At 64.6% G+C, this 25131-nt stretch carries 18 protein-coding genes; 5 read left to right on the top strand and 13 right to left on the bottom strand.

Going from position 1 to position 25131, the window contains the following annotated elements:
• Nucleotides 1–42: 42 nt before the first annotated feature.
• The 5 genes from GJ698_RS26695 to GJ698_RS26675 form a co-directional block, all read right to left on the bottom strand.
• The gene (locus GJ698_RS26695; protein WP_154360906.1) at nt 43–1986 is read right to left on the bottom strand and encodes a GAF domain-containing sensor histidine kinase; all 1944 of its coding nucleotides are present in this window, start codon (nt 1984–1986) and stop codon (nt 43–45) included.
• A 78-nt stretch (nt 1987–2064) separates the two neighbouring features.
• On the bottom strand, nt 2065–2553 hold the full coding sequence (locus tag GJ698_RS26690) for a hypothetical protein (protein ID WP_154360905.1): 489 nt from the start codon (nt 2551–2553) through the stop codon (nt 2065–2067).
• Nucleotides 2554–2627: 74 nt separating this feature from the next.
• A complete protein-coding gene (locus GJ698_RS26685; protein WP_154360904.1) occupies nt 2628–3377 on the bottom strand; it encodes a DUF1828 domain-containing protein in 750 nt (249 codons plus the stop codon).
• On the bottom strand, nt 3374–3835 hold the full coding sequence (locus GJ698_RS26680; protein WP_154360903.1) for a hypothetical protein: 462 nt from the start codon (nt 3833–3835) through the stop codon (nt 3374–3376). The genes GJ698_RS26685 and GJ698_RS26680 overlap by 4 nt, the downstream gene beginning before the upstream one ends.
• 80 nt (nt 3836–3915) lie before the next feature.
• Nucleotides 3916–4158 carry a hypothetical protein gene (locus tag GJ698_RS26675; RefSeq protein ID WP_154360902.1) on the bottom strand — a complete coding sequence of 81 codons (243 nt, stop codon included), beginning with the start codon at nt 4156–4158 and terminating at the stop codon, nt 3916–3918.
• Between the two features lie 217 nt (nt 4159–4375).
• Between GJ698_RS26675 and GJ698_RS26670 the strand changes: the two genes are divergently transcribed.
• Nucleotides 4376–4768: a hypothetical protein gene (locus tag GJ698_RS26670; protein ID WP_154360901.1), complete on the top strand. Its 393-nt coding sequence runs from the start codon at nt 4376–4378 to the stop codon at nt 4766–4768.
• Nucleotides 4769–4771: 3 nt separating this feature from the next.
• On the opposite strand, the gene GJ698_RS26665 is transcribed toward GJ698_RS26670, so the two are convergent.
• Nucleotides 4772–7825, bottom strand: a complete 3054-nt coding sequence (locus GJ698_RS26665; RefSeq protein ID WP_154360900.1) for a CHASE domain-containing protein — start codon at nt 7823–7825, stop codon at nt 4772–4774.
• On the bottom strand, nt 7826–8533 hold the full coding sequence (queC, locus tag GJ698_RS26660; RefSeq protein WP_154360899.1) for a 7-cyano-7-deazaguanine synthase QueC: 708 nt from the start codon (nt 8531–8533) through the stop codon (nt 7826–7828).
• Nucleotides 8534–8726: 193 nt separating this feature from the next.
• On the opposite strand from queC, the gene GJ698_RS26655 reads away from it, so the two are divergent.
• Both GJ698_RS26655 and GJ698_RS26650 read left to right on the top strand, forming a co-directional pair.
• Nucleotides 8727–10493 carry an autotransporter assembly complex protein TamA gene (locus tag GJ698_RS26655; protein ID WP_229260189.1) on the top strand — a complete coding sequence of 589 codons (1767 nt, stop codon included), beginning with the start codon at nt 8727–8729 and terminating at the stop codon, nt 10491–10493.
• Nucleotides 10493–14989, top strand: a complete 4497-nt coding sequence (locus tag GJ698_RS26650) for a translocation/assembly module TamB domain-containing protein (protein ID WP_154360897.1) — start codon at nt 10493–10495, stop codon at nt 14987–14989. Before GJ698_RS26655 ends, GJ698_RS26650 begins: the two co-directional genes overlap by 1 nt.
• 149 nt (nt 14990–15138) lie before the next feature.
• Here GJ698_RS26650 and GJ698_RS26645 read toward each other — a convergent pair whose 3' ends face one another.
• Nucleotides 15139–17595, bottom strand: a complete 2457-nt coding sequence (locus tag GJ698_RS26645) for a S9 family peptidase (protein WP_154360896.1) — start codon at nt 17593–17595, stop codon at nt 15139–15141.
• A 99-nt stretch (nt 17596–17694) separates the two neighbouring features.
• Between GJ698_RS26645 and GJ698_RS26640 the strand changes: the two genes are divergently transcribed.
• Together GJ698_RS26640 and GJ698_RS26635 are read left to right on the top strand one after the other, a co-directional pair.
• Nucleotides 17695–18222, top strand: coding sequence for a CcdC protein domain-containing protein (locus GJ698_RS26640; protein ID WP_229260188.1), 528 nt, complete (start codon nt 17695–17697; stop codon nt 18220–18222).
• Between the two features lie 38 nt (nt 18223–18260).
• The gene (locus tag GJ698_RS26635) at nt 18261–18485 is read left to right on the top strand and encodes a hypothetical protein (RefSeq protein ID WP_154360894.1); all 225 of its coding nucleotides are present in this window, start codon (nt 18261–18263) and stop codon (nt 18483–18485) included.
• Here the strand turns inward: GJ698_RS26635 and GJ698_RS26630 are convergent.
• From GJ698_RS26630 to GJ698_RS26610, 5 genes are all read right to left on the bottom strand, one after another.
• Complete coding sequence (locus GJ698_RS26630; RefSeq protein WP_154360893.1) at nt 18482–21313, bottom strand: ATP-binding protein; 2832 nt, start codon at nt 21311–21313, stop codon at nt 18482–18484. The genes GJ698_RS26635 and GJ698_RS26630 overlap by 4 nt on opposite strands.
• A gap of 3 nt (nt 21314–21316) precedes the next feature.
• A complete protein-coding gene (locus GJ698_RS26625; RefSeq protein WP_154360892.1) occupies nt 21317–22093 on the bottom strand; it encodes a hypothetical protein in 777 nt (258 codons plus the stop codon).
• A complete protein-coding gene (locus GJ698_RS26620) occupies nt 22086–23444 on the bottom strand; it encodes a hypothetical protein (protein ID WP_154360891.1) in 1359 nt (452 codons plus the stop codon). The genes GJ698_RS26625 and GJ698_RS26620 overlap by 8 nt, the downstream gene beginning before the upstream one ends.
• A 154-nt stretch (nt 23445–23598) precedes the next feature.
• The gene (locus tag GJ698_RS26615; RefSeq protein WP_154360890.1) at nt 23599–24342 is read right to left on the bottom strand and encodes a DUF3108 domain-containing protein; all 744 of its coding nucleotides are present in this window, start codon (nt 24340–24342) and stop codon (nt 23599–23601) included.
• 1 nt (nt 24343) lies between these two features.
• On the bottom strand, nt 24344–25131 hold a 788-nt coding region (locus GJ698_RS26610; RefSeq protein WP_154360889.1), incomplete at its 5' end, for a DUF3108 domain-containing protein.

Genomic DNA, 25131 nt, shown 5'->3' with positions numbered 1-25131 from the left:
GCACCTTGGCCTATTGGAAATGTTCAAACTTTGTCACGTACTCTACTTGCGTTTGACCTTCGGGAAGCGCAGTTTGTAGTGCAGGCCCATGCCTGGCGCGCTGACCACTTTGACGGTGCCGCCCAGCGCGCCGGTCACCAGGTTGTACAGGATGTGCGCGCCGAGGCCGCTGCCGCCGGAGCCGCGCTTGGTGGTGAAGAATGGATCGAACAGCTGCGCCAGCGTGGCGCTGTCCATGCCGATGCCGTCGTCGCTGTATTCGAACTCGACGTTGTCGCCTTCGACCTTGCCGGTGATTTTGATCTTGCCGGACTGCCCTTCCTCGAAGCCGTGCACCAGCGAGTTGACCACCATGTTGGTGACGATCTGCGAAATGGCGCCGGGGAAGCTGGCCATGTTGATCTGCTCGTCGCAATCGATCTCGATCTGGATCGGCTTGCCCTTCAGCTTGGGCTGCAAGGACAGCAGCACTTCGTCCAGGTACTTGCGCAGGTTGAAGCTGCGGATATCGTCCGACGACTGGTCCACCGCCACCTGCTTGAAGCTGCGCACCAGCGCCGCCGCCCGCTGCGTGTTGGTGGTCATGATCTTCAGCGACTGATCGATGATGTCGAAGAACTGGTTCAGGCCGTCTTCATCAAGCGCGCCGTTGGCCAGGTCTTCGCGCGTCAGTTTCAGCTCCTCCACCAGGTGACTGGTGGCGGTAACGCAGATGCCCAGCGGCGTGTTGATTTCGTGCGCGACGCCGGCCACCAGCCGGCCCAGCGAGGCCAGCTTCTCCTGCCGCACCAGTTCGCCCTGCGCGTCCTTCAGCGAGGTCAGCGCGCTTTCCAGCGCGGCGTTCTGCTGTTCCAGCGTTTCCTTGGCGTGGCGGATCTGGCGGTCCGCCTGCATGCGGGCGATCGCCACCGCGACGTGGCTGGCCATGAAGGCCAGGATGTCCAGATCGGCCTGGCTGTACTGCACCTGCTCGTCATAGCTCTGCACGATGATGACGCCGTACGCCTGGTCGCCCAGCAGCATCGGCGCGCCCATCCAGCTGGAGATTTCGACGTTGCCCAGCGGGTGTTCCATCTCGCCGCTGTCGATCAGCGCCTGGAAGCCGGTGCGGTCCAGCAGCATGGCCTGCTTGCGCTGCAAGATGTACGAGGACATGCCGACGCCGTAGTCGAAGCGCTTGACCGGCGCGTGCTCGTCCTTTTCATCGACAAAGTACGGAATGCTGATTTCCTGCGTGTCCGGGTGATACAGCGCCATCAGGAAATTCTTGGCCGGCACCAGCTTGCTGATGATCTCGTGCAGCTCGTGGTTGAGGCGGTTGCCGCCGGTGGTGGTGGCCGACAGGTTGGCCAGCTCGTACAGCGCGCGCTGGATGTTTTCGGCGCGGCTGCGTTCGGCCACTTCGTGCTGCAATTGCACCGTGCGTTCCTGCACCGCGCGTTCCAGCCGGTCCATGCTTTGCAAGCCCTGTAGCGCGCTCGACACGTGGTGCGAGATCAGCTGGAACAACGCCTGGTCTTCCTCGCTGAAGGTGTGTTCCTTGTCGTAGCTCTGGATCACCACGGCGCCCAGTACCTGGTGGTTTTGGTCCAGCAGCGGGCTGCCCATCCAGTGTTCGGCGATGGTGCCGATGCCGAAGCCGGCATTGTCCTCGCGCTTGGAGACGTGCTCGGCCGCCGTCATGACGATCGCCTCGCGGCTCAGGATCACGGCCGCCGTCGGCGATTCGCCCGGCACCAGTTCAAACAGTTCCTCGCGGCTGGGCGGCTCGTCGACCTCGTCGACAAAGTAGACGAAGCGCACCATGTTGGCCGGCCGCTCGTGGTCGCTGAGCGCGACGAAGAAATTGGCCGCGTACATGATGCGCCCCAGCGCCGCATGCACGGCCTGCAGGAATTCGCTGATGTCGGTGCAGCTGCTAGATTTCTGCCCGATTTCGAGCAGCACGGTTTGAACGGCTTCCAGCCGGGTGAGGCGACTTTCCATCAGTTTTCCTATGTTGGGTACATGCACATAGGAAATACTAGCAGGAGTGCCTCCGCCGGGCCAGCGCCATCGGGGCGATTACGGCTTTTTGTAGCCGTTTTCGATCCACGTCGATGCGCTGGCAACGCTGAGCTTGAAAGTCGGCGCCACGCGCACGCGGGCCAGTTCCTCGCCATACTGGTCGAAGGCGGTCAGCGTGGCGTAAGGATCGTCCTCGTCCGGCGTAATATCGAGGCAGACTTTGAGCTGGCCGTCGTCGGTGCTGACAAACACGTTCTTGTGCAGTTGGGCGTGCAGTTGCTGCTCGTGGCGGCGTATCACTTCGTTGGCGGTCTTGACCAGCGTGTTGAAGGCGTTGACGTCCAGCGGCTTGGGATTTTTCTTGTCGCGGCCCATGGTCCACGGACCGACCAGCGCCGGTTCCGGCTCGCCATCCTTGATCATGGCCACCGCCCAGCCGTCGTCGTCATCGTTGTTGATCACGCGCGCGGTCCAGCCGTTGCCTTGCCACACGAGGTCTTCTTGCACCGGGGCATCGTCGTCGGAATCGGGGAAGTCTGTACTCATGGTTGTTTGGCGAAAAAGAGACGGGGCTGAATGATAAGCGCCGCGCCGCGTAACAACAATAGGCACAATGCAATCTATGGCAATCGAATGAATCCAGCTTGACGCTCCAGAGCACTCATCATTATTACGCTCCCGACCACATCAAGCACTCGGGCCTCATTCCTGGCTGATTGCCTATCGTGGCGATCATCCATCACCACAATAATTTTGAGTCCTTTGTATTGATCGACAGCACGAATATCCAACAACTTTTTTGCAGCCGAACTGACCGAAGCATGGCGAGGATTTACTGCCAGCACTGCATCGTCATCCAAGCTGAAGTGAAGCTTGTAGACATGTCCCGATATTCCTTTGTATTCAGGGCTGTCACCAATGACAGACTTGGGTTTCCACGCGCGCAAGCATACTTCAACTTCGTCCAGGAAAAGCGACAGGTCCGTGGATACGCCAACCTGCTCCGATTCCCATTTCGACAGGCCTAACATCGCAGAAACATAATGAGCAAAGGCAGCGGGTGCGCCCTCTTCCGTAGACCAGATTTCCAACTCACCCGATTCATTTAAACTGACATGATGGGGGTCAGCGATACTTTTAATGAATTTTGTCTTCCTATGGTCGTCCAGTGAAACGCCTCGCCTTAACAGGTGCAACAACCCGCCTCCATCATCAAAAAAGCGGATTTGCGGACCAAGCTTCTCTATAAAAACAGGCAGTTCGTCGCCATCCGGGTACCTGAAGGGCGTATCCACCATGGCAATGAGACCATCATCCGTCAGGGGATGACAGGTAAAGCCTAAAATTTCTGACAGTCGATTGCAGATCATCTCTGGCCCCTGAGCTCGAAATGCTCCGGATGAACCGGCCCAACCGAAAACCCGACATTCGTCGCGTTAGAAAAATATTCCAATATGTCGTCAAACTCCCAGTGCGCCCACTCTGCGGCGCCGGTCAGCCGAAGCTTACCAATGTGCTCATGTGAAAGATCATGGCGGTTTTTCATCCGTTTTCTACACTGCCGCACATCTAACTGATATACCCGATCGAGACTATAGGGCGTGCGTTTAAAGACACTGAACACATAATTCACCATACCGGTTTTATCGCTTCGACGGAAGAACAATTTGACCTGCATCATAGTGCCCACACCATCCTCGTCGGTCAGACCCGCCGAGATCGTAAAAGTGCCTGGTTGTATCTTTTCCGGAATCCAATCGCCATCCATCTCGCAAAATGTTCGCCTGCTTAACAACCCTCGCGCTTCCGATTCGGGAATGTCGTTCATAAGTACACGTGAGCAGAAGACAGACGATGCCACCGCAGACTCAGGCCTGCAGTGGCAGCTTATTGATGGTGTGGGCCGCCTCAGCAGGTCATGCAGGGCGTCCGCTCGGTGATCGGCGGTTTCAGTGGCGTGACGCGCGGGTCGATGGCCGGTTCCGGCATCTGGTAGGTGAACGGCGTAATGATGATCGGCGGTATTGTCGGCGGCGCAGAGGGCGGGCCTTTCGGGCCGCCGCCAGTCAGGCGCTGGGCGCTGCGCTGGCGCCGGTTACACGTGCGGGTCGAGGGAATCGATTGCCCCTCGCTCATTGCTAGCCAAGCCATGTTGATGCCCTCCATATGCAAGTGAGAGAGTATCAGTGTAGACCAACATATCTTTAAATCAAGGTCTAATCGCCCGCCGCACGGCTCATCGCCGCTGCCTCGCGTTCCATCCCGCAAATCTGGCGGTCCGTCGCAATCCGATGGCCGACGACGTCACGCATCGGTACAGTTCAACCATGCCAAACGGCATCGAACAACATCAAAAAGAGGTAACGCCATGAACACCAACGCTAAAAAACTGATCTTCGCCGCCGTGATCTTCCTGCTGGCTATTGCTGCCTGCCAATCAATCTTTGGCGACGGCATGCATGTGAACATCGACGGCGATGAATTCGACGGCCCTGTGGGGGCGGTATTGAGTGTCTTCTTCGGCGGCGCCGGCATCCTGCTCGCCGGCCTGATCATGACCTGCGTGGCGGTCTTCCTGTGCCTGCTGTTTGCCGGCCTCGGCATCCTGGCGGTGGCCGGTGTGGCGTTGGCGGCGGTGATCGTGATGGCCTGCGTCTCGCCCCTGCTGCTGCCGCTGCTGATCCCGATCGGCCTGTACTGGATCTTCGTCAGCCGCCCACGCAAGCAACGCCTGCAAGCGACCCTGCAACAGCCTGTGTAAGTTTCAACCGGAAGCGGCCGGGACCTGATGTCCCGGCCGATCCGCCTCGATATCCATCAGTTCCACCCGGTTGCGCCCGCCACGCTTGGCGCAGTACAAGGCCTGATCGGCGCGGATCAGGGCCGGATCGCCGCCCGGCGTTTTGCCGCCCATGGCCGCAATGCCGATGCTGACGGTGATCTTCAGCGTCACGCCGCCATCGAGCTGCATCGGCGTCTGCTCCACCCGCTGGCGCAGGCGCTCGGCGAACACCGCCGCCGCATCCAGATCCGTTCCCGGCAACAGCACCGCAAATTCCTCGCCGCCGATGCGGCCCAGCATGTCGATCTTGCGCTGGCTGTCGCGCATCAGGTCGGCCAGCTGGCGCAGCACGGCGTCGCCGGCCGCGTGACCGTGCTCGTCGTTGATGCGCTTGAAGTGGTCGATGTCCAGCAGCAGCACCGCCGCACAGGCGCCGATGTCGCGCTGCAACCGGCCCTCCTCTTCCTGCAGCCGGCCCATGAACTCGCGCCGGTTCGGCAGGCCGGTGAGGAAGTCGGTGGTGGCCAGCACGCGCAGCTCGTCGTCCATGCGGCGCCGCTCGGTAATGTCCAGCGTCGAGACGATGACGAAGTCCAGGCTGTGCGTATGACCGGGCATCACCAGCAGCGTCAGTTCGTTCAGGCGCGCCACGCCGTCCAGCCGCTCGAAGCTGCCCTCGCCGGCGAAGAAGTGCCGGCCCTGCGCCAGCGCCGCCAGCGCGCGGGCGAAGTTCGGCATGGCGGTGGCGTCGAAATTCTGCGCCAGCGTCAGCGCGCCGATCTCCTTGCGGCCGGCCGGCGCCGCCACCTGTTCCAGCGCGGCGGCGTTCACGTCCAGAATCCGCACCAGCGACGCCAGCCGCCGCAGCTGGCTCGGATTGGCTTGCAGGTAGGCCGGCAGGTCGTCGACACCGGATAATTCCAGTTCCGCCAGCGCGCCGCGCACGGCCGACCAGTCCTGCTCCCACAGCGCCACCGGCGCATGGTCATACAGGCTTCGGAAGCGCGCCTCGCCGACGCGCAGCGCAATCGCCGCCTGCGCCTGTTCGATGGCGATGCCGGCCAGCCGCGCGCCCTGCTCGATCAGCACGATATTTGCGAGGCTGGGCAGGCGCGCCTCGCGGTGGTAGATCGCGAAGGTGCCCAGCACCGCGCCGCTGGTGCTGATGATCGGGTCGGACCAGCACGAGCCAAGCCGCGCCTGCAACGCCATGTCGCGGTACTCGCCCCACGACGTTGCGTTGCGGATGTCCTCTTCGATCACGCGGCCGCGCGTCAGCACCGCCTGGCCGCAGGCGCCCAGGCCATCGCGCACCGGCATGCCGTGGATGGCGGCGTTGTAGAACGCCGGCAGGCTTGGGGCGGCGCCGACCAGCAGGTGCTCGCCGCTTTCGTCCAGCAGCAGGATGCTGCACAACATATCCTCGTTGTCCGCTTCCACGCCCAGCACCACGCTTTCCAGGATGGTTTGCAGCGGCGCGCCGGTGGCCAGCAGTTCCAGCACGTGGCGGCGGGTCTGTTCGCGCCGTTCGATCTGCGTGCGTTCGGTGATGTCGCGGAACGACCAGATACGCGCCGGCTCGCTGCCCAATTGCAGGCCACGCGTGTGCTTCTCGATCATGCGGCCGTCCTTCAGTTGCAGCACCTCGTGTTCTTCCTCCAGCGGCGTGCCGCGCTGCACGCCGGGCAGCGTCAGTTGTCCCGGCTCGTCCAGCTGCAGGCCGCATTCGGGATGGCGCAGCTGTGCGCACATGTGCGCGATCAGCACCGCGCCGTCGCTTTGCCAGTCCAGGCATTCCGGCACATTCCACAACTCGCGGAAGCGGCGGTTGGAATTGAGCACCGTGCCTTTCAGGTTGTCGACAAAGATGCCGTCGACGGTGGAATCCAGAATGCTGCGCAACATGGCCTGGCTGCGCTGCGCGCTGTCAGCCAGCACCATCAGCGTGGCCTGGCCTTCCTTCAGTTCTTCGGTCAAGGCGCGGCTGCGCACCAGGCTTGCGCGCGCACGCACGCGGCCGCGCGCCAGCAGCCAGGTCAGGCAGGCCAGCAGGCCGCTCAGCGCCACGCCCAGCACGGCGATCAGTTGCGCCTTGTCGCTCCTGGGCGATCCCAGTCCGGGCAGCATGCCGATGCGCAGCGTCCAGCGGTGGTTGGCGATGCTGACCTGCTGGCGCGTGACGCGCGATGTGTCATGCACCTGCGGCCAGCTGTCGTACATCAGCGTCTCCGGCGTCATGGCAACGCCGTCGTAGATTTCCACGTCCAGCGCGGCGGCGCGCGGGCCGCCCAGTCCCGCCATCAGGTCGCCCACGCGGAACGGTGCATACACCCAGCCCGTGATGGCGGCGCGGCGCTGCGCCAGCGTGGCGATTTTCTGCGCATGGTTAAATAGCGGCAGCACCACCAGGAAGCCCGACTGCGCCGGTTCGCCGGTCTCCTGCACCAGCCGGATCTTGGCGCTCATGGCCGGCTGGCCGGAATCGCGCGCCTGCTCCAGCGCGGCGCGGCGGCGCGGCTCGGACGCGGTGTCGTAGCCGAAGGCGCGGCGGTTGTTGTCGCTGAACGGCTCCAGGTAGACAATGGGCGCGTACCAATTGCGTTCGCCCTCGGGCATGATGCGGTAGTCGGGAAAGCCGTCGCGCCGCACCAGCGCTTCATGCGCTTCGCGCTGGTGCGGACCGATCAGCTTCATGTAACCGACGCCGTGCACGCCGGGGAAGTGATGGTTCAGATCCTGGCCGGTGAGATAGGTGCGGAATTCTTCGCGGTCCACCTCCTGCGAACTGGCGAACAATCCCTGCACGCCGTACAGCGCCTGTACGTAGGTCTGCATGCGCTGGTCCAGGTTGTTGACCAGCTCACGCACGCGGCCGTCGAAATCGGCCTGCGCATCCTGTTCGGCATCGGCCACGGCGCCGTGCCACAGCACGGCGGTCACACCCAGGCAGCCGGTCAGCACCAGCGCTGGCAGGACGCGCGGCGACAGCAGATGTTGCAGCAATCGACGCGAACGTGCCTGGGTGTCGGCGGGCATTTACACCTCGATGCCCACGAACTGGTGGTAGCCGCGCGCGCGCAACGCGCACGCCGGGCAGGTGCCGCAGCCGTAGCCCCAGTCGTGCAGCGCGCCGCGCTCGCCGAGGTAGCAGGTGTGGGTGCCGTCGCGGATCAGGTCCACCAGCGCCTGGCCGCCCAGTTCCATGGCCAGTTCCCAGGTCTGCTTCTTGTCGCGCCACATCAGCGGCGTTTCCAGCTTGGTGCGGGTGTCCATGCCGAGGTTGAGCGCCACCTGCAGCGCCTTCATGGTGTCGTCGCGGCAGTCCGGGTAGCCGGAGAAATCGGTTTCGCACATGCCGCCCACCAGCACCGTCAGGCCGCGGCGATAGGCCACGGTGGCGGCCACCGTCATGAACAGCAGGTTGCGGCCGGGGACAAAGGTGTTCGGCAGGCCGTTGGCCTGGGTTTCGATGGCGATATCGTGGGTCATCGCGGTTTGCGAGATTTCCGAAATCAGCGACAGGTCGATCATGTGGTCTTCACCCAGCCGGGCGTTCCACTCGGACGACTGTTCGCGCAGGCTTTGCAGCAGCTTGGGACGCACGGTCAGCTCGACGGCGTGGCGCTGGCCGTAATCGAAACCGATGGTTTCAACCCGGGTGTAGTGTTTCAGGGCCCAGGCCAGGCAGGTGGTGGAGTCCTGGCCTCCGCTAAACAGGACCAGGGCGGAATCGGTAGGCAGCATAGTTCTTTCCAGATGAAGCAATATTATAAGTACGCCATCTTTCGGGGCAATCCGGTAACATGCTCATGACGCACACCTTTAGCGTACACCTTCATGGAGTCTCATGTTACCGGCATCGCCAGCAAAAAAACGGACAGGATCACGAATTTTGGCACAAGTTGTGGCAAAAGGGTCTGCCTGCCTCGCTGCGGCCATGCTATCCGCTGCCGCACAGTCCGCCGAAGGCCTGAAATACGAGGTCCGCATCGACGCGCCAACCGACGTGCGCGAGCTGCTCGAACATAACCTGGACCTGGTCCGTTTTCGCGGCAACGACCGCATCGACCGCGAACAGCTGCAACGGCTGGTGCGCGTGGCACCGGAGCAGATCCGCACGCTGGTTGCCACCGATGGTTACTATTCGCCGGTGGTCAGCGCAAGCCTCGACCGCGAAGCCCCCGGCACGCCGGTGGTACAGGTCAAGGTGGAGCCGGGACAGCCGGTGCGCGTGGGCGAGGTCGATCTGAGCCTGCAGGGCTTTGCCGCCAATCCGGACCAGCCGGCCGACCAGCAGTTCGATGTCAACGCGCTGAAGTCCGCATGGCCGCTGAAAAAAGGCGCGATATTCCGTCAAGACGAATGGGAGTCGGCCAAGCGCGCCATGCTGCGCTCCGTGGTGCAGACGCGCTATCCGCGCGCGCAGCTGGTCGAGAGCCAGGCCACGGTGGACCCGGAGGCGCACCTGGCCAATCTGCGCGTCGCCATCGACAGCGGCCCGGAGATGCGCTTCGGCGAACTGCGCATCGAAGGCTTGAAGCGCTATCCGGACAAGGTGGTGCGCAACCTGAATCAGATCAGTCCCGGCGACTACTACAGCGAAGCGGCGCTGCAATCGTACCAGTCGCGCCTGCAGGACACCGGCTATTTCGCCAGCGTGGAAGTGAGCGCCGACACCAGCGCCATCCTCACCGAACAGCTGGACGCCGCCGCCATGACGCCGGAGCAGAACGCCGCCACCGCCATGGCGCCGTTGCCGCTGCTGGTGCGCGTGGTGGAGAACAAGCGCAAGAACGTCAGCGCCGGTATCGGTTATTCGACCAACACCGGCAATCGTACTTCGCTGACGTATGACGACTTGTCGGTCTTCGGCCTGCGCATGAAAAGCGCGCTGACGCTGGAAACCAAGAAGCAGACCGCCACCAGCAACTTCTACTTCCCGGTCACGCCGGAAGGCTATAACGACAGCATCGGCGCGTCCTTCGAACGCAGCGACATTTCGGGCGAGGTGACCAGCGTGGCCAGCATCGCCGGCAAGCGCACCTGGGGCACGCCGCTGCTGGAACGTTCGCTGACGCTGGAGCTGCTGACGGAGACCAAGACCATCGGCGGCATCCCGTCCAGCCAGAGCAAGAGTTTGCCGCTGACCTATGGCGTCACCTGGCGCAAGCTGGATAACCTGCTGTTCCCGACCAAGGGCTATGCGCTGAACGCGCAGGTGGGCGGCGCGCTGCTGCCGATCCTGACCGACGAGGCGTTCGTGCGCGGCTATGCGCGCGGCGTGGCGTATCTGCCGCTGGGTGTGAGCACCAACGCCATCTTCCGCGGGGAGCTTGGCGCGCTCACCTCGCGCAACAAGGATGGCGTGCCGGCGGTGTATCTGTTCCGCGCCGGCGGCGACCAGTCGGTGCGCGGCTATGGCTACCAGGAGCTGGGGGTGCCGGTGGACGGCGCGATCACCGGCGGCCGTTACCTGGCCACGGCCAGCGCCGAGTATCAGTACTGGTTCAAGCCGCAGTACGGCGCGGCGGTGTTCTACGACGCCGGTAATGCCGGCGACACGATCAGCGCCTTGCATCCCAAGTCCGGCTACGGTGTCGGCGCGCGCTGGAAGAGTCCCGTGGGACCGATCAACGTCGACGTCGCATATGGACACGCGGTTCATAAATATCGTTTGCACTTCTCGCTGGGATTCACTTTCTGATGGCTGACCAAGACAACACTTCTCCAGAACAGGTTGCGCCGCGCCGCCGCTGGCCGCGCCGCGTGGCGATCGGCTTCGGCGTGCTGGTCGTGCTGCTGGTCGGCGCGTTCTGGCTGCTGGGGCGCGAGTCGACCTTGCAGCAGCTGGTGCAGCGCATTTCGAACGCCAGCGGCGGGCAGATTGCGGTGACGGGCGTCAGCGGTTCGCTGTACCATCGCATGCACATCGATAAGCTGGTGTATCGCAGCAAGGGCACCGTGGTGACGGCGGAGCAGATCGATATCAACTGGTCGCCGTTGCAGTATTTTTCGGAAGGGCTGACCATCAGCGAGCTGCATGCGCGCAGCCTGCTGGTGCAGAGCAGCGGGCCGTCGGAGCCTTCCACCATGCCGGAATCGCTGGCGTCGCCGATTAGGCTGAGCATCTCCGACGGGCGGCTGGACAAGCTGACGCTGACCAGCGATACCGGCAGCAATGTGATCGATCGCCTGCGCTTCAAACTTGATGGCGACAAGCAGGCCTGGCATGTGCAGGACGCATCCGCGCACACGGCGTTCGGCGATATCAAGGCCGATGCTACCATCGCCGGCAGCAAGCCGTTTGCGCTGCAAGCCAAGGCGACGCTGGTGTATAGCGATGCGCCAATGGCCGGCGGCGCTGCCATGCCGGCGGGTGTGGCGCGGCTGGCCGTGCAGGCCGGCGGCGACCTGGCGCTGCTGACGCTGAAAATTCAAGGCGCGGCGAATGGCGCCAGCGGCGAAGCGGCGCTTGCGCTGGCGCCATTCGATCCGATCATCCTGCGCTCCATCGACCTGACCGGCCGCGATCTCGATCCGGCCGGCTTCAACGCCGAATGGCCGGAAGCGAAGTTCAGCCTGAAGCTGACCGCCGCCATCGCCAAGGACCAGAAGATCTCCGGCCAGTTCGCCGTTCTCAATCAAGGCAAGGCCGCGCCGCTGGACCAGAAAGGCCTGCCGCTGCAAGCCTTCAGCGGACGCCTGGATGGCACCCTCACCTCCTCGCTGCTGGACAACGTCGTCCTGGATCTCGGCGCCGCAGGCAAATTCACCGGCGGCGGCAAGGTAGACCGCAGCGGTATCGACGCCGGCATCGACGCCGCCAACTTCAAGCTGCACACCGACCGCTTCGACCTGAAAGACATCCACACCAGCATCAACAAGACCGCCATCGCCGGCGACATCACTCTCACCAGCACGCCGGCGAAGCAATCGCTGAGCGCAGCGCTGGCCGACAAAGGCATGCGCCTCGACCTGCAAGCCACGCTGGCCGACGCGCTGCTGCAACTGCACCAAGTGCGCCTGCAAGCGAAGAAAGGCAGCATCAGCGCCACCGGCCAGGCCAGCCTGAAAGACAAGCAGGAATTCAGCGCCAGGCTGACCGCCGACCATTTCGATCCCTCCGCGCTGGGCACCGGCTATCCGATCGCCGACCTGAATGCGGACGTCAACGCCAAAGGCGCGCTGTCGCCGGCATGGCAAGTGGGGGCGGCGTTCCAGATCAAGGCCAGCAAGTTGATGGGCCAGACGCTGACCGGCAACGGCAAGCTGAATGCGGACGCCAAACACCTGAGCGGCATCGACGCGCATCTGGCGATGGCGCAGAACACCGCTGACGTCAGCGGCAGTTTCGGCGCACCGGGCGAGCAGTTAAAGTGGAAGATCGATGCACGCCAGCTATCGGCGGTCAGCAGCGATTTGCTGGGTGCGATCACCGCCAGCGGCGCGGTCACCGGCAGCATGGAAGCGCCGCGCAGCAGCTTTGAAGCCGATGCGCGCGGCCTGGCGTTCGCGTCGGCCAAGCGTCCGGCGGACAGCCTGATTCACGCTGCCGGCGACGTGGCCGTGGTCAAGGGCACGCCGGAACTGAAGATGAACGGCAGCGTGCAACGCCTGAATCCCGCCTCGTTCGGCGCGGCGCAGGCTGGCGCGGTCAACGCCGTGTTCAATGCCGATGCGCGGCTGGCCGGCGATTGGCGCGCCGCGTTCAATCTGACCTTGCAGCCATCGACGTTTGCCAATGCGCCGCTGTCGGGCTATGCCAAGCTGACGGCTTCCAAGGGAAGTGTGAGCAATGCGGATATCGATCTGCACCTGGCGTCCAACAGCTTGCAGGCCAAGGGTAGTTTCGGCAGCGCGCTCGATAAGCTGGAGTGGAAGCTCGACGCGCCGCAACTTGGCGCGCTTGGTCCGCAGTTCGCTGGCGTGCTGCGCGCGGATGGCACGCTGTCCGGCACCAGCGCCCGGCCAGCGCTCGCGCTCAATCTCGATGGCAGCAATCTGCGCGCGCCTGGCCAGCAGCAGGTCGGCAGCATCCACGGCAGCGCGACGCTGGGGAATACGATTGCAATGGCAAGCGGCGCCGCAACCGGCGGCATAGCGCGCAGCGCGGGACGCGCGGCGCAGGCGCGCGGCAACGCGGCGGCGGATTCGCTGGCCGACGTGCCGCTGGTGAGCGACATCGCCATCACACGCTATGTGTCGCCGGCCATCACCATCGACAAGGCGCGACTGCAAACCAGCGGCACGCGCTCCGCGCACATCATTCAGCTGAGCGCCTCCAATCCAGACTTCGACGCCGCGCTGCGCGTCAAGGGCAGCTGGGCCAACGATACGTGGACCGGCGCCATCGACACCCTGCAAAACAAGGGCCGCTTCGCCCTCACCCTGGCCGCGCCGGCGCCGCTGAAACTCACCGCACCGGAAGACACCGGCGTCGCCGGCCTGCTCAAGCCCGTGCAGATCGCGCTGGGCAGCACCACCATCAACCTCCCCGCCGGCACCATCCGCATCGACAACCTGGAAAAATCCGGCGCCGAATGGCGCAGCAAAGGCCAGGCGGCCGGCGTGCCGGTCAACTACCTGGCGCAACTGTCCGACGCCTGGCGCGACAACGTCCGCAGCAACATGACCATCGGCGCCGAATGGGGCCTGAACCTGCAAGCCGCCACCCGCACGCTGGCCGGCATGGTCCACGTCAACCGCGAACAGGGCGACCTGACCATCATCGGCGCCGACCTGCCGCAGCCGCTCGGCCTGCGCACGCTGGACGCCCGCGCCGACGTCAACGACGGCACCCTGCGCGTACAACTCAACGTCGACGGCACCCGCGCCGGCCAGGCCAAGCTGGATGGCAGCGCCCAGCTGCACGACGGCCGCCTGGCCGACGACAGCACCTTCACCCTCACCGGCAGCGCCAACATGGGTTCCCTGGCCTGGCTGGCGCCGCTGGCCGGCCAGCCGGGCCTGGAAATCGACGGCACCTTCAAGATGGCCGTCAACGGCAGCGGCACCATCGCCGCGCCGCAACTGAGCGGCGACATCACCGGCGACAAGCTGGTGGTCAACTGGCTCGATCAAGGCATCAAGCTGCGCAACGGTCAACTGCAGGCACGCCTGACCGGCGACCAGCTGCAACTGCAAAAGCTGGCCTTCGACGGCAACCAGGGCCGCGCGCAGGCCGATGGCTGGATACGCTACGCCGCCAACGAGGCGACCATGCAGCTCAAGCTGACCGCCGACAAGCTGGAAGTGCTGTCACGTCCCGACCGCATCCTGGTGGTCAGCGGCACCAGCAACCTGACGCGCGACGCCAAGCACTTCCAGCTGGACGGCAAATTCCGCGCCGACCGCGCCAGCATCGAACTGGCCGGCGCCGACACGCCAACGCTCAGCGATGACGTGGTCATCGTCGGCAAGGGCGCGGCGCCGGTCAAGGCGGCGCAAGGCATGCCGCTGAATATCGACGTCGAAGCGGACCTCGGCAACGACTTCAATCTGAGCGGCAAAGGGCTGGATGCGCAGCTGGCCGGCTCGCTGCGCATCCGCGTGGCAGACCGCCGGCCGCCGCGCGTCAACGGCAGCATCCGCGTGGTCAGCGGCACCTATGCGGCGTATGGGCAGAAGCTGGCGATCGACCGCGGCGTGATCAACTTCACCGGCGCCTACGACAACCCCGGCCTCAACATCCTGGCCGTACGCCGCCGTCCGGAGGGCGAGGCGCTCAGCGAAACCAATGTGGAAGCGGGCGTGGAAGTGCGCGGAACGGCGCTGGCGCCGCAGGCCAAGCTGGTGTCCACGCCCACCGTGTCGGACAGCGACAAGCTGGCGTGGCTGGTGCTGGGCCACGGCATCGACAACACCCAGGGCAACGACATGGCGCTGCTCAGTACCGCGGCCGGCGCGCTGTTCGGCGGCGCCGGCCAGGGCAAGCTGGCCAGCGCACTGGGTGTGGATGAACTGGGCGTGGGCCAGGCGGCCGGCACCTCGACGGCGGGTGCGGCCACCGGCTTGCAGAATACCGTGGTCACGGTCGGCAAACGCATCTCATCACGCGCCTACCTCAGTTTTGAACAGGGCGCCAGCAGCGCCACCAGCCTGGTCAAGCTCAAATACAAACTCAATCCGCGCATCACGCTGCAATTCCAGACCGGCACCAACAACGCGCTGGACGTGCTCTACACCTGGGCGTTCGACTAGCTGGGATGGTGATCCGGCACCGGATCATCCTGCGGCGCCGGATGCGGAATATTCGGCGGCGCGGGATCATCCACGGGAACGACAGGATCGGGGGCGCGGTGAAATAATTTCATGGTCGATACTCCAGTCGAAGGAACACGGCGACCATTCTACGCCGTTGCGTGTTTGACGTATTTCTCCAGCCAGGCATTGGTCTCGTACAGCATGTGCATGATCGATTCGCGCGCGCGGTAGGCGTGCGATTCGTTCGGCAGCATCACCAGCCGCGCGGTGCCGCCCAAGCCCTTGATGGCCTGGAACATGCGCTCGCTCTGCAAGGGGAAGGTGCCGGAATTGCTGTCCTCCGCGCCGTGGATCAGCAGCATCGCATCCTTGATCTTGTCGGCGTTATTAAACGGCGACATGGTCTGGTACACCTGCGCCGCCTGCCAGTACGGCCGCTCCTCGGACTGGAAACCGAACGGCGTCAGCGTGCGGTTGTAGGCGCCGCTGCGCGCGATCCCGGCGCGGAACAGACGCGTGTGCGCCAGCAGATTTCCGGTCATGAAGGCGCCGTACGAATGGCCGCCAATGGCGATGCGATGGCGGTCGGCGACGCCGCGCCGCACCACCTCCTCCACCGCCGCCTCGGCCGACGCCACCAGCTGCGGCAGATAGGTGTCGTTCGGCTCCTCGTCGCCGACGCCGACAATCGGGAACGACGGATTATCCAGCACCGCATAGCCCATCGCCAGGAAGGCCGCCGGTCCCCAGTAGCTGACGGAGTTGAACCGGTACGGCGAACCGGTGGTCTGGCTGGCCGCGCCGGCGGATTTGAATTCCTGCGGATAGGCCCACATCAGCAGCGGCAGCGGGCCGTCGCGCGCGGCGTCGTAGTCCGGCGGCAGCATCAGTGTGGCGGTCAGTTCCACGCCGTCTTCCCGCACGTAGCGGATCTGCTCCTTCGCCACGTCCTTCAGCTGCGGCGTCGGATGCGGGTAGTTGGTCAGCGCCGTCAGCTGCTGGCCTTCCGGCTTGGTCAGGTCGCGCAGATAGTAGTTCGGCCGCTCGGTCGGCGACTCGCGCGTGGTGAGCAGCAGCGTGCCGTCGTCGTTCAGCACCGCCGCCACGTTTTCAAAATACGGCGCGGCGCTCTGGAACAGGCGCTCCTTCTTTTTCGTGGTCAGGCTGACGCGGTCGATGAACGGACGGTCGCCTTCCGGCGTGGCGCCGGCGCCGTCCATCAGCACCGTGGTGCCGGGGCCGATCAGCAGGCGCGGGAAGCCGTTGACGTCGGCGCGCATCACCGGCGAACCAGGGCTGTTGTAGCGGTCCTCATACGAGCCGGCGTGGATCAGCTCCGGCGGCGTCGAGAGGTGGCCCGGCTCGATCATCCACTGCTTGTAGTCGCGCGTCTTGTGCCAGCGCTCATTGATCAGGGCGACGTCGTCGCGGCCCCAGGCGATGCCGGCGAAGCGCATGGTCAGCCGCGCCAGCACCAGCGGCGGTTCGCGGAACGGCGCCGCCTGCAGCATCACCATGTCGCGGATGCCGTCGATGACTTCGCGCGCGGGATCGCCGCCGTCCTGCGCCTCGGCCCACACCAGGCTGGCAGGCGCGTCGGCGCGCCACGACACATGGCGCACGCCGTCGGACACCGCGTCGTTCCCCTGTGGCAGACCTTCCTCCAGCGGCAGGTTGGCCACCGTGTGCACCACCACGCCGTGCAGGTCGCGTACCTCGACCCGTTCGCCGAAACTGGACGCCGGCACGATGTAGGAATACGGCCGCGTCACGCTCTGCGTCAGCAGATACTCGCCGCCCGGCGCAATCGAGGTGCGCGAAAACGGTCCCGGCGTACCGACCAGCCGCGTTTTGCCGTGCAGGTCGATGATCGCCATCTGCACCGTGATGTAGTACTCGAACAGGCGCGCGTCGTCCTCGCTCTTGAGCAGATCCTGGTAGGTGCGCAGCTGGCGCACATGGCCGTCCGAGGTGCTGTCCTGCGCTATCGGCCCGGACGGAATCCCGCTAGCCGCCGGCACCTTGCCGATATCCGCCGGCCGCCAGTGCACCAGCAGCCCGCTGCTGTCCGGCAGCCAGTTGAAGCCGCGCGTGAGCACCGCCGACAAGGGCTGCGGCGACAGCTTGCGCGCCTTGCGTTCGGCGACATCCACCACCCACAGCTCCACCGCACCGCGCTCGCCGCTCAGCGCCACGTGCGTGAACGCCAGATGGCGCTGGTCCGGCGACCAGCTCAGGTCCGACAGGCGCAGGCCGCGCGGCAGTCCGGTGAGGCGGATCTCCTTGCGCGTGGCCACCTCCAGCAGCGACAAGTCGGTGCCGAACGAAAACCGGGAAGAGGAACAGGTGCGCGGATTGATGCGCAGACCGGCCAGCTTCAGCTCCGGCTGCGCCACTTCGGCGATGCCGGGCAGCGGCGGCGTTTCGATCACCGCGACGATGTCGCGCCGCGGACTGAGACTGAGCGCCGGCGCGCGCGCCGCATCCACAATGGCTTGCAAGGCGGCAGGCGGTAAACGATAACCGCCCTCCTGGGCGCCGGCCTGCGGCGAAGCGGCCATCAAACCAAGATTCAGCGGCAGCACGGATAGGGGGTTGTTCATGATGTCCTTTCGGTCCAGTTTGCTTATGCTAGCCTTGATTGCCGATCCGTGCCGTACAATCACAGTTTTTCAGATTTCTACCTCGGACAGATTATGGAAATGACCACAATCGTACTGCTGCTGCTCGTGCCGCTGGCGGTATGGCGTATTTATTCGCGTCTCAAGATCGTCTTGGGTCGCACCAAATCCGAACTGTGGCGCCACTACGCCACGCTGGGCACGATGGTGTTCATGCTGCTGGCGGTGGTGCTGCAAACCCTGGGCAACTGGACCGCGCTGGCGGCGCTGGCGGCCGGCGCCGTGGTCGGCGGCCTGCTGGGCCAGCGCAACATGAAGATGAGCCGCCTGGAAAACCGTCCCGAAGGCTTTTTCTACACGCAGAACCGCAAGCTCGCGCTGCTGGTCATCATGCTGTACATCAGCCGTCTGATCTACCGCTTATTTGAGGCCTATCTGCACATGCACAATGGCCTGCCGCTCGATCCGGACTTCCTCGGCAATCCGCTTACCGCGTGGCTGTTTGGCCTGCTGGGCGGCTTCTATGGCGTGTATGCGTGGCTGCTGGTGCAATGGCGCCGCACGCAGAAGCCGGTGCCGCGTCCGATTGACATCTTTGACATCAAATAAGGCGCGGTGCTATCTTAGGATGACTAAGGAGCACCGCCATGACCACCCGCCAGCAGCTCGCGGTTTACGACTTCTACACGAAGACCATCAAGAGTACGATCGGCCTGCGTGGTTTCACCTTGCAACTCAGGGTGGAGAAGGCCGCGACGCTGGATGAGCTGCGCACGCTGCGCGGTCCCTATCTCGAAGCCGTACAAAAAGCAAAGGGCCGCGACAAGGCGGCCCTTCTGGCGCAGCAGCTGGATCAGCTGCTGAACGACTAGGCAGCTTTCGCCGCCTCTTCCTTGCGGCGTTGCAGCACGAAGATCGGCTGCGCCCACTCGGTATCCTTCTTCTTTTTACTCGTGATGAGCGTCAGTTCCGAAGGATCGTAGACGTCGGTGTTGTGCGTCAGCGGCGTCGTCATCAGGTACTGGGCGTCGGTGTTCTTCAGGAACTCGCCGACCAGCTGGATGTTACGGATATCCAGGTGGGCAAACGGTTCGTCGATGAACACGAAGCCGCCGGAACCATCTTCCGACTTCAGCAAACCAATCAGCAGCACCAGCGATTTCATCACCTGCTGGCCGCCCGACGCTTCGCCGTCGTTCATGCCGATCACGCCCTTGCCGTCGAATTTGAAGCGCACGTGCAGGCCGGCCTGCGCCAGCTGCACATCGTCGTTCTCCAGGCGCACCGGATCGGCATGCACTTCGATGCCGGCCAGCTGGCCCAGTTCCTTGATGTTGGCCGCGTAGGTCTTGATGGTGTAGCGCAGCCGCTCGATGTAGGCGCCGCGTGCATTGCCGGTCGCTTCGATCGCGCGGTTGTTCTGGTAGCGGCGCTCCTCGGTTTCCGACTGGCGCGAATGCAGCTGGTCGTTCAGACGCTGGTACTGGTCGATCACGGTCGCATCCAGTTCCCAGTCGCTGCGCGCCAGGCTGGCTTCCAGGCTGTGCACGCGCAGCGTGACCTGGTGCGCGTTCTGGTGTTCCTTGACCAGCGCGGCGCGGCGCGCCGGACGGCGCCAGCCTTGCGGCAGGTGGCGCCAGCTCTTGCGCAGCGCCAGCAGCGCCTTGGCATGTTCTGCGCGCTGCTCCAGCACGCGCTTGTGATTCAGGCGCATGCCGGCTTCCGCTTCCGACAGGGCGAAGCGCGCGTTCTGCCAGGTGGTGTCGGCGCGGGTGCGCGTGACCACGGCGGTCTTGATCAGGTTTTGCAGCTCGCCCAGGCGGGCGCCGACTTCGCTGCGTTCCGCCCGCAGCGGCACGGCGTTGCGCGCGGCGTCGTCGAATTCCTCGGCGCGCGCGCCCAGTTCCTTGGCCGCGTCGACGCCGGCCAGGCGGGTTTTCAGCGCGCTGATTTCGGTCGCCAGCTTGGACACTTGCAGCGTCAGCTGGTCTTCCTGCGCCTCCAGCGCCGGCAGCGATTTCTGGATCGCTTCCATACGCTGCGTGCGGCCGGCGGAGCCGAAGCGGTAGCGCGAGGCTTCCACAAACAGCGAGCGGCCGCCGCGGCGTTCGCGGTGGTAGGCTTCCGGCGTGATCCACTCTTCGTGGCTGCCCAGCTTGGCGCCGACGTCGACACTGTCAACGCGGGTGATGCGCGACAGCTGTTCCACCAGCCATGCCGGCACCTTGGCCGAGAACTTCACCACCGACATCAGGCTCTCGTCCTTGATGGTCGGCGCGTGCACCAGATCCGGCACGATGAAGTGGCGATAACGCTCCTTCTCCGCCAGGCGGTAGGCGGCGGCGGCATCGGACGATTTATCCAGCAGCACCACGGAGGCATAGCCACCCAGCACGCCTTCGATCGCGCCCTGCCATTTCGGGTCCGTCACTTCGACGATGTCCGACAGCATGGCGTGGCTGATGCCGGCGTCGTTCAGCGCGCGGCGCATGGTGCGCTGCACTTCCGGTTCCGGCAGCGCGGTCTTGCCCTGCAGCGCCGAGATGGTCGACAGCTCGCCGGCGATCTTCGAGGCGACGGCGTCGCGCGCGGTGCGCTGGCGCGCCAGTTCGATTTCTTTTTCCTGCAGCGTCTTGGCCACTTCGGCCAGGTCCGAACCGGAGTCCGACGCCAGCTTTTCCAGGCGCGCCTTCTGCTCCAGCAGGCTTTCCAGCGGCTTCAGTTTGCCGTTGATGTGCGTCAGGCGCGTTTGCAGCGAGGTCGATTCCTGCTCCAGCACCGTCTCGTGGCTTTGCGCGTCCGACAGCGCCTTGGCCTGCGCCGCCAGCATATTGCGCTTGTCGGCCAGTTGCGCGTCGGCCTGCAGCAGCGGCTTGCGTGCTTCGCGCAGCTGGCGGCTCAAGGTCGCGTGCTTCTCGCGCGCTTCGTGATATTCCAGCGACGGCAGCACTTCCTCTTGCAGGTTGCGGCGCTCCTTGTTCAGGTCTTCCCACTGGTGGTAGTTGGCCACGCGCAGGCGCAAGCCTTCCAGGTTGGTCTTGGAGGCTTCCAGTTCCGCTTCAAAGCGTTTCAGTTCCGTTTCGGTGTCGCGCTGGTGGCGCTTCGCTTCGTCGTAGGCGTCCAGCACTTCCTTGTCGCCGAAGACCTGGAACACCAGGTCCAGCAACTGGCGCGGCGCGTATTCGCACAGCTTGTCGGTCTCGCCCTGCTCCAGGGCCAGCACCTTGGCCATAGCCGGCGACAGGCCGGCGTTCGCCAGGCGCTTGCGGTAGTTTTCCACGCCGAGCCAGTCGTTGCCGGCTTCGCCGATGTCTTCGATCTGCACGTTACCCGGGCGCATAAGGTACTGGCGCTTCCAGTCGCCGCCGTTCTTCTGGATCTGGCAGAACAGCGTGACTTCGTCGTCGCTGAAGAAGCCGGAGCTGCGGAACGGGCGGTTGGACAGCTGGCGGCCCATGGCCTTGTTGTCCACCACGGCGCGCAGCCAGGCGGTCTGCTGGCCGCTGTGGCGCGCGTAGTGTTTATACGTGCGGCCCATCGAGCAATCGAGGCCGAACAGCGTGCGCAGTGCGTCCAGCAAGGTGGTCTTGCCGGAGCCGTTCTGGCCCGCGATGGTGATGATCTTGGCGTCCAGCGGGATATTCTTGATGCGTTGCCAGTAATCCCAGTGGACCAGTTCTAGCGATTTAATGTGAAACATGGCTTAGTCCTTGGCTGGAGTGTCTTCGTCGATGGGAGCCGGCGGCGGCGCGTCGAAGGCGGGCAGGATCTCTTCCTCGTCTTCGGCCGGTGCGGCTTCTTCCTCCTCGTTGGCGGCCACCGGCGGCGCGCTGCGCGGCACCGGGATGATCTGCGCCGGCGCGCGCTTGAACACGTCGGCCAGCGCGCCGTTGACGATGCGTTCCTTCAGCACGTCGGTATCCATCAGCAGGTCCAGCAGAGGACCTTCGACGATGATGTCGCCGCGGCGCTCGATGAAGCCCAGCTTGGACAGGATGCCGAGGTTCATGTCGAGACGCGTTTTCTTGCCCAGCTTGTCGCCGAAGTCGGCCAGCAGCGCCTTGTAGGCGATGCCGATCGAGGTGTCTTCCGCGCGCGGCAGCGGCTTGTCGACGCCGAACATGTCGTTCTGGTCGTCCTCCGCGTGCTGGTGGGTCTCCTGGCGTTCGCGCTTGGGCAGGATGATCTGCGCCCACAGCACCACCAGCAGCGCCACGCCATCGCGCGACAGGCCGAAGTTATTGTTCTGCCAGACGTCCTTGGCGCCGAAGATCTTCGGCTCGATGGCGCGGTGCAGCGCCAGCGTCACGTGGTCGGCATACACGTTGTCGAGCAGCTTGAGGCCGACGGCCAGCAGGCGCGCATCGACTTCGGTGCGGAACTGTTCGTCCGACAGCACGCGCTTGACCAGTTTGTCGTCGCGGCGCAGGGTCTGGTGCGACAGCAGGCGCGCGATCAGGATTTGGGAATCGTCATTCATCAGACTTGTCGCCTTCCGGATTCAAAGACAGTGAGAGGGAGGCAAGGGACATCGCTGCGACTTCGAGGTCGGGCAGCTGGACCATTTCGTCCTGCGGCGAGAACGTCACCGGCAGGCGCGCCAGTTCGGCGGTGGCGCCTTGCAGGCGCGCTTCGTCGGCGTCGCCCAGCAGCGGCAGCAGCGAGGCGCGGTACGAGGCCACGGCGAACGACGCCGGCAGCAGCGACTCGTGCGCCTGGATGGATTTCGGGCCCTCGTCGGCGATGCTGGGGAAATTCCCCAGCGCGGCGAAGTCGGACAGGCGCGCCAGCCAGTCGTCCAGCTCCTGCTGCATTGCAGGGCCGTCGCTGATGGTGGTGGGCGCGTCGGTGCCGGTCGGCAGGCCATTGGATACGGTGGTGTTTACGCGGTCGGCCATTAATTCTGTTTCTGCTACGTCTATCATTTCTGCGGGCGTGATGAACAGCGGGACCACCGGCTGGTCGATCGCGCCCAGGGCCAGCGAGGCCAGGTCTTCGTGTTCCAGCAGCCAGCGCTTGATGTCGGTGGTCGACAGCCCGGACTGGCCCAGGTGCACCCGCTGGCGCTCGATCTGGTTCAAGGCGCGCGAGAACATGCCCTGCATGTTCAGCAGCGCCGATTGCGCGCGACCGATGGCCTGCGCCGCCTTGTGGGTGGCGCTGTCGGCGTTTTCGTCGGTGGTGATGGCGCGCAGGATCTCCGAGCCCTTCTCCACCCAGTCGCACGCCATGTGCCACTTGGCCTGCGAGGCGCGCAGGCGGAATTCGGACCCGGAGGCGATGGCGTCCGAGAATTCCTCGGTCAGCTCCATCAGGCGGCCCAGCAGGTGGTTCAGCTGGTCGACGGTGACGCCGCCCATTACCTGGGCGCCGGCCACCTGCGACAGCAGGAAGCCCATGTCCGAGCTGTCTTCCTCCTTGCCCAGCGCCAGCAGCGCGTCGATCGCCGACAGCACGTTGCGCGCCATCGGCGTGACGCGGTACACGGCCTGCTGCGCGTCCCACGCCAGCAACTGGTTGGAGCGCAGGCGCATCAGCACCGTCTCCAGCGATTCCGGCAGCAGGTAGCCCAGACGGGTGTTGATGTCGGCGCGGGTGAAGCTGGTGACGCCGGTTTCGGCGGCCAGTTCGCGCAGCACCAGCAGGCGCACCAGCACACCATCGAAGCCGCCGTGGAACAGGGCGGTAAACACCTGCAGCAGCGGCTGCGCGCGCTTCAGGTGGTAGACCTGCTCAATCTCGTCAGCGGAAATGTGCGGCTGAAAGTGGGCCTGCAGACTGTCCTGCTCCTGCGGGTCCGGTGCGGCTTCACTAGTTATAGGTTCGATCATTCTTTGCCATTCTGTATGCGCAACATCGGGGTCAGTGCCGACATTCGGACACGAACTCATGTCCGAATGTCGGCACTGACCCCGATGTTGCTCCCGCCATTGTATTTTTTACAAATAAACCTCATTGTCGCGGGGGCGTCAGTATAGCAGGAGCCTATTTCTTCACGACCTTTTCCAGCGTCTGGTCGACAAAGTCGCCGTCGTTGTCGTTAAAGCGCACCCGCACCGGGTACCAATCCATCGACGGCGCCAACCACAGGTCGACCTGCTGACCCTGCGCATCCGGCGGCGGCGCCTTGATCAGGTGGACCGCGCTGACGTCGCCGGAGCCGATCTGCACGTTCTCGGTCTTGACCACCTTGAAGGTCCACTGCTCGGCGTCGCGGCGGCCGGCCACGAACAGATGCCACTCGCTGCCCGGCTTGAACTTGTCCGGCGTGGCGCGCGCCAGCGCGGCCAGCTGCCATTGCGCGCTGCTGCGATCCTGCTCGCCTCCCAGGATGGGATAGGTGACGTCGCTTTCGGTAAATGCAATAGTCTTGCCGTCGCGCTTGAAGCTGGTGGTGTACGGCTCCTTGCGCAGGCGCTTCTCGTAGAAGCTCACCGGCGCCAGGCCGAAATCGTCGATGCCGCCCTCGCTGCGGTTCTCGACCACCTTGCCAAAGATGGCGGCGCGGCTTTCGGTGGCGATCGAATACTTGCCGTCGCCGGCGCGCCATTGCACGGTGGCGGTGCCGTTCAGCGACAGGCCGCTCTGCTTGATCTTCAGCGAGTAGCTCAGGTCCGCCGACGGCGGCGGGTTGGTCGGGTGCTTGGCGCTCGGATGTTCGTCGGCGGTGTGGGCCAGCGTGACGCCGGCCAGCAGCAAGGCTGCGCAAAGGGTGGTCAGTTTTTTCATCTTATTTTCCTGCTTCAGTCATCTTGATATCGGATACGGTCTGGGTGGTGACCGCGCCATTGCCTTCGCTGACGCGGATCTGCACCGGATACCAGTTCAGTCCCGGCGCCAGCCAGATTTCCAGCTTGGACGAATACGTGCCGGGCTTCGGCGGACGGCTCAGATGCCAGGTCACCACCTTGCCGGTCTTCATATCGAGTTCTTCTTCGCCGACCAGCTGGAAGCGGTAGACCACCGCCTCCTTGTCGTTGGCGACCTGGATGTCGATGTCGCCGCCGAACTGGTTGACGTCGGCCCGGCCGATGCCGCCCAGCTGGAACGGCACCGTCACCGTGTCCTGCGCGCCCACCAGCAGCGGGTAGGTGGTCTCGACCGCCGAGAAGCTGATGGTGCCGGCGTCGCGGTTGAAGTGGGTCGCGGTTTCGGCGCGGCGCGCGCGCTTTTCCGTGCTCTTCACCGGCGCGATGCCGTAATCGTCGATCTCGCCCTCGCTGCGCGTCACCAGCAGGTTCAAACGCGTGATCAGCAAACTCAGACCCGCTTCCACCGAGGCCCGATAGCGGCTGCCGTCAGTATGCCACGTCATCGTCGCGGCGCCCGTCCATTTGGTGCCGTCGGCATCGACCCGCGCCACCGCCATGTCGAACACCGCCGGCGGCGGCAGGTTGACCTTGTAGCGCCGCATGCCCGGATGCGGCGCGGGATCCGGCACGGCGGTCGCCGGCCTGTCGCCCTGCGCCACCGGAGGAGGAGGCGTGCCGGTCTGCGCCTGCGCGGCGCCGGCCTGGT

The sequence above is a fragment of the Duganella aquatilis genome (assembly GCF_009674565.1).
Taxonomy (GTDB): domain Bacteria; phylum Pseudomonadota; class Gammaproteobacteria; order Burkholderiales; family Burkholderiaceae_D; genus Rugamonas; species Rugamonas aquatilis.
Note: the sequence above shows the minus strand (reverse complement) of the source record. Positions and strands in the feature narration are given on the sequence as shown.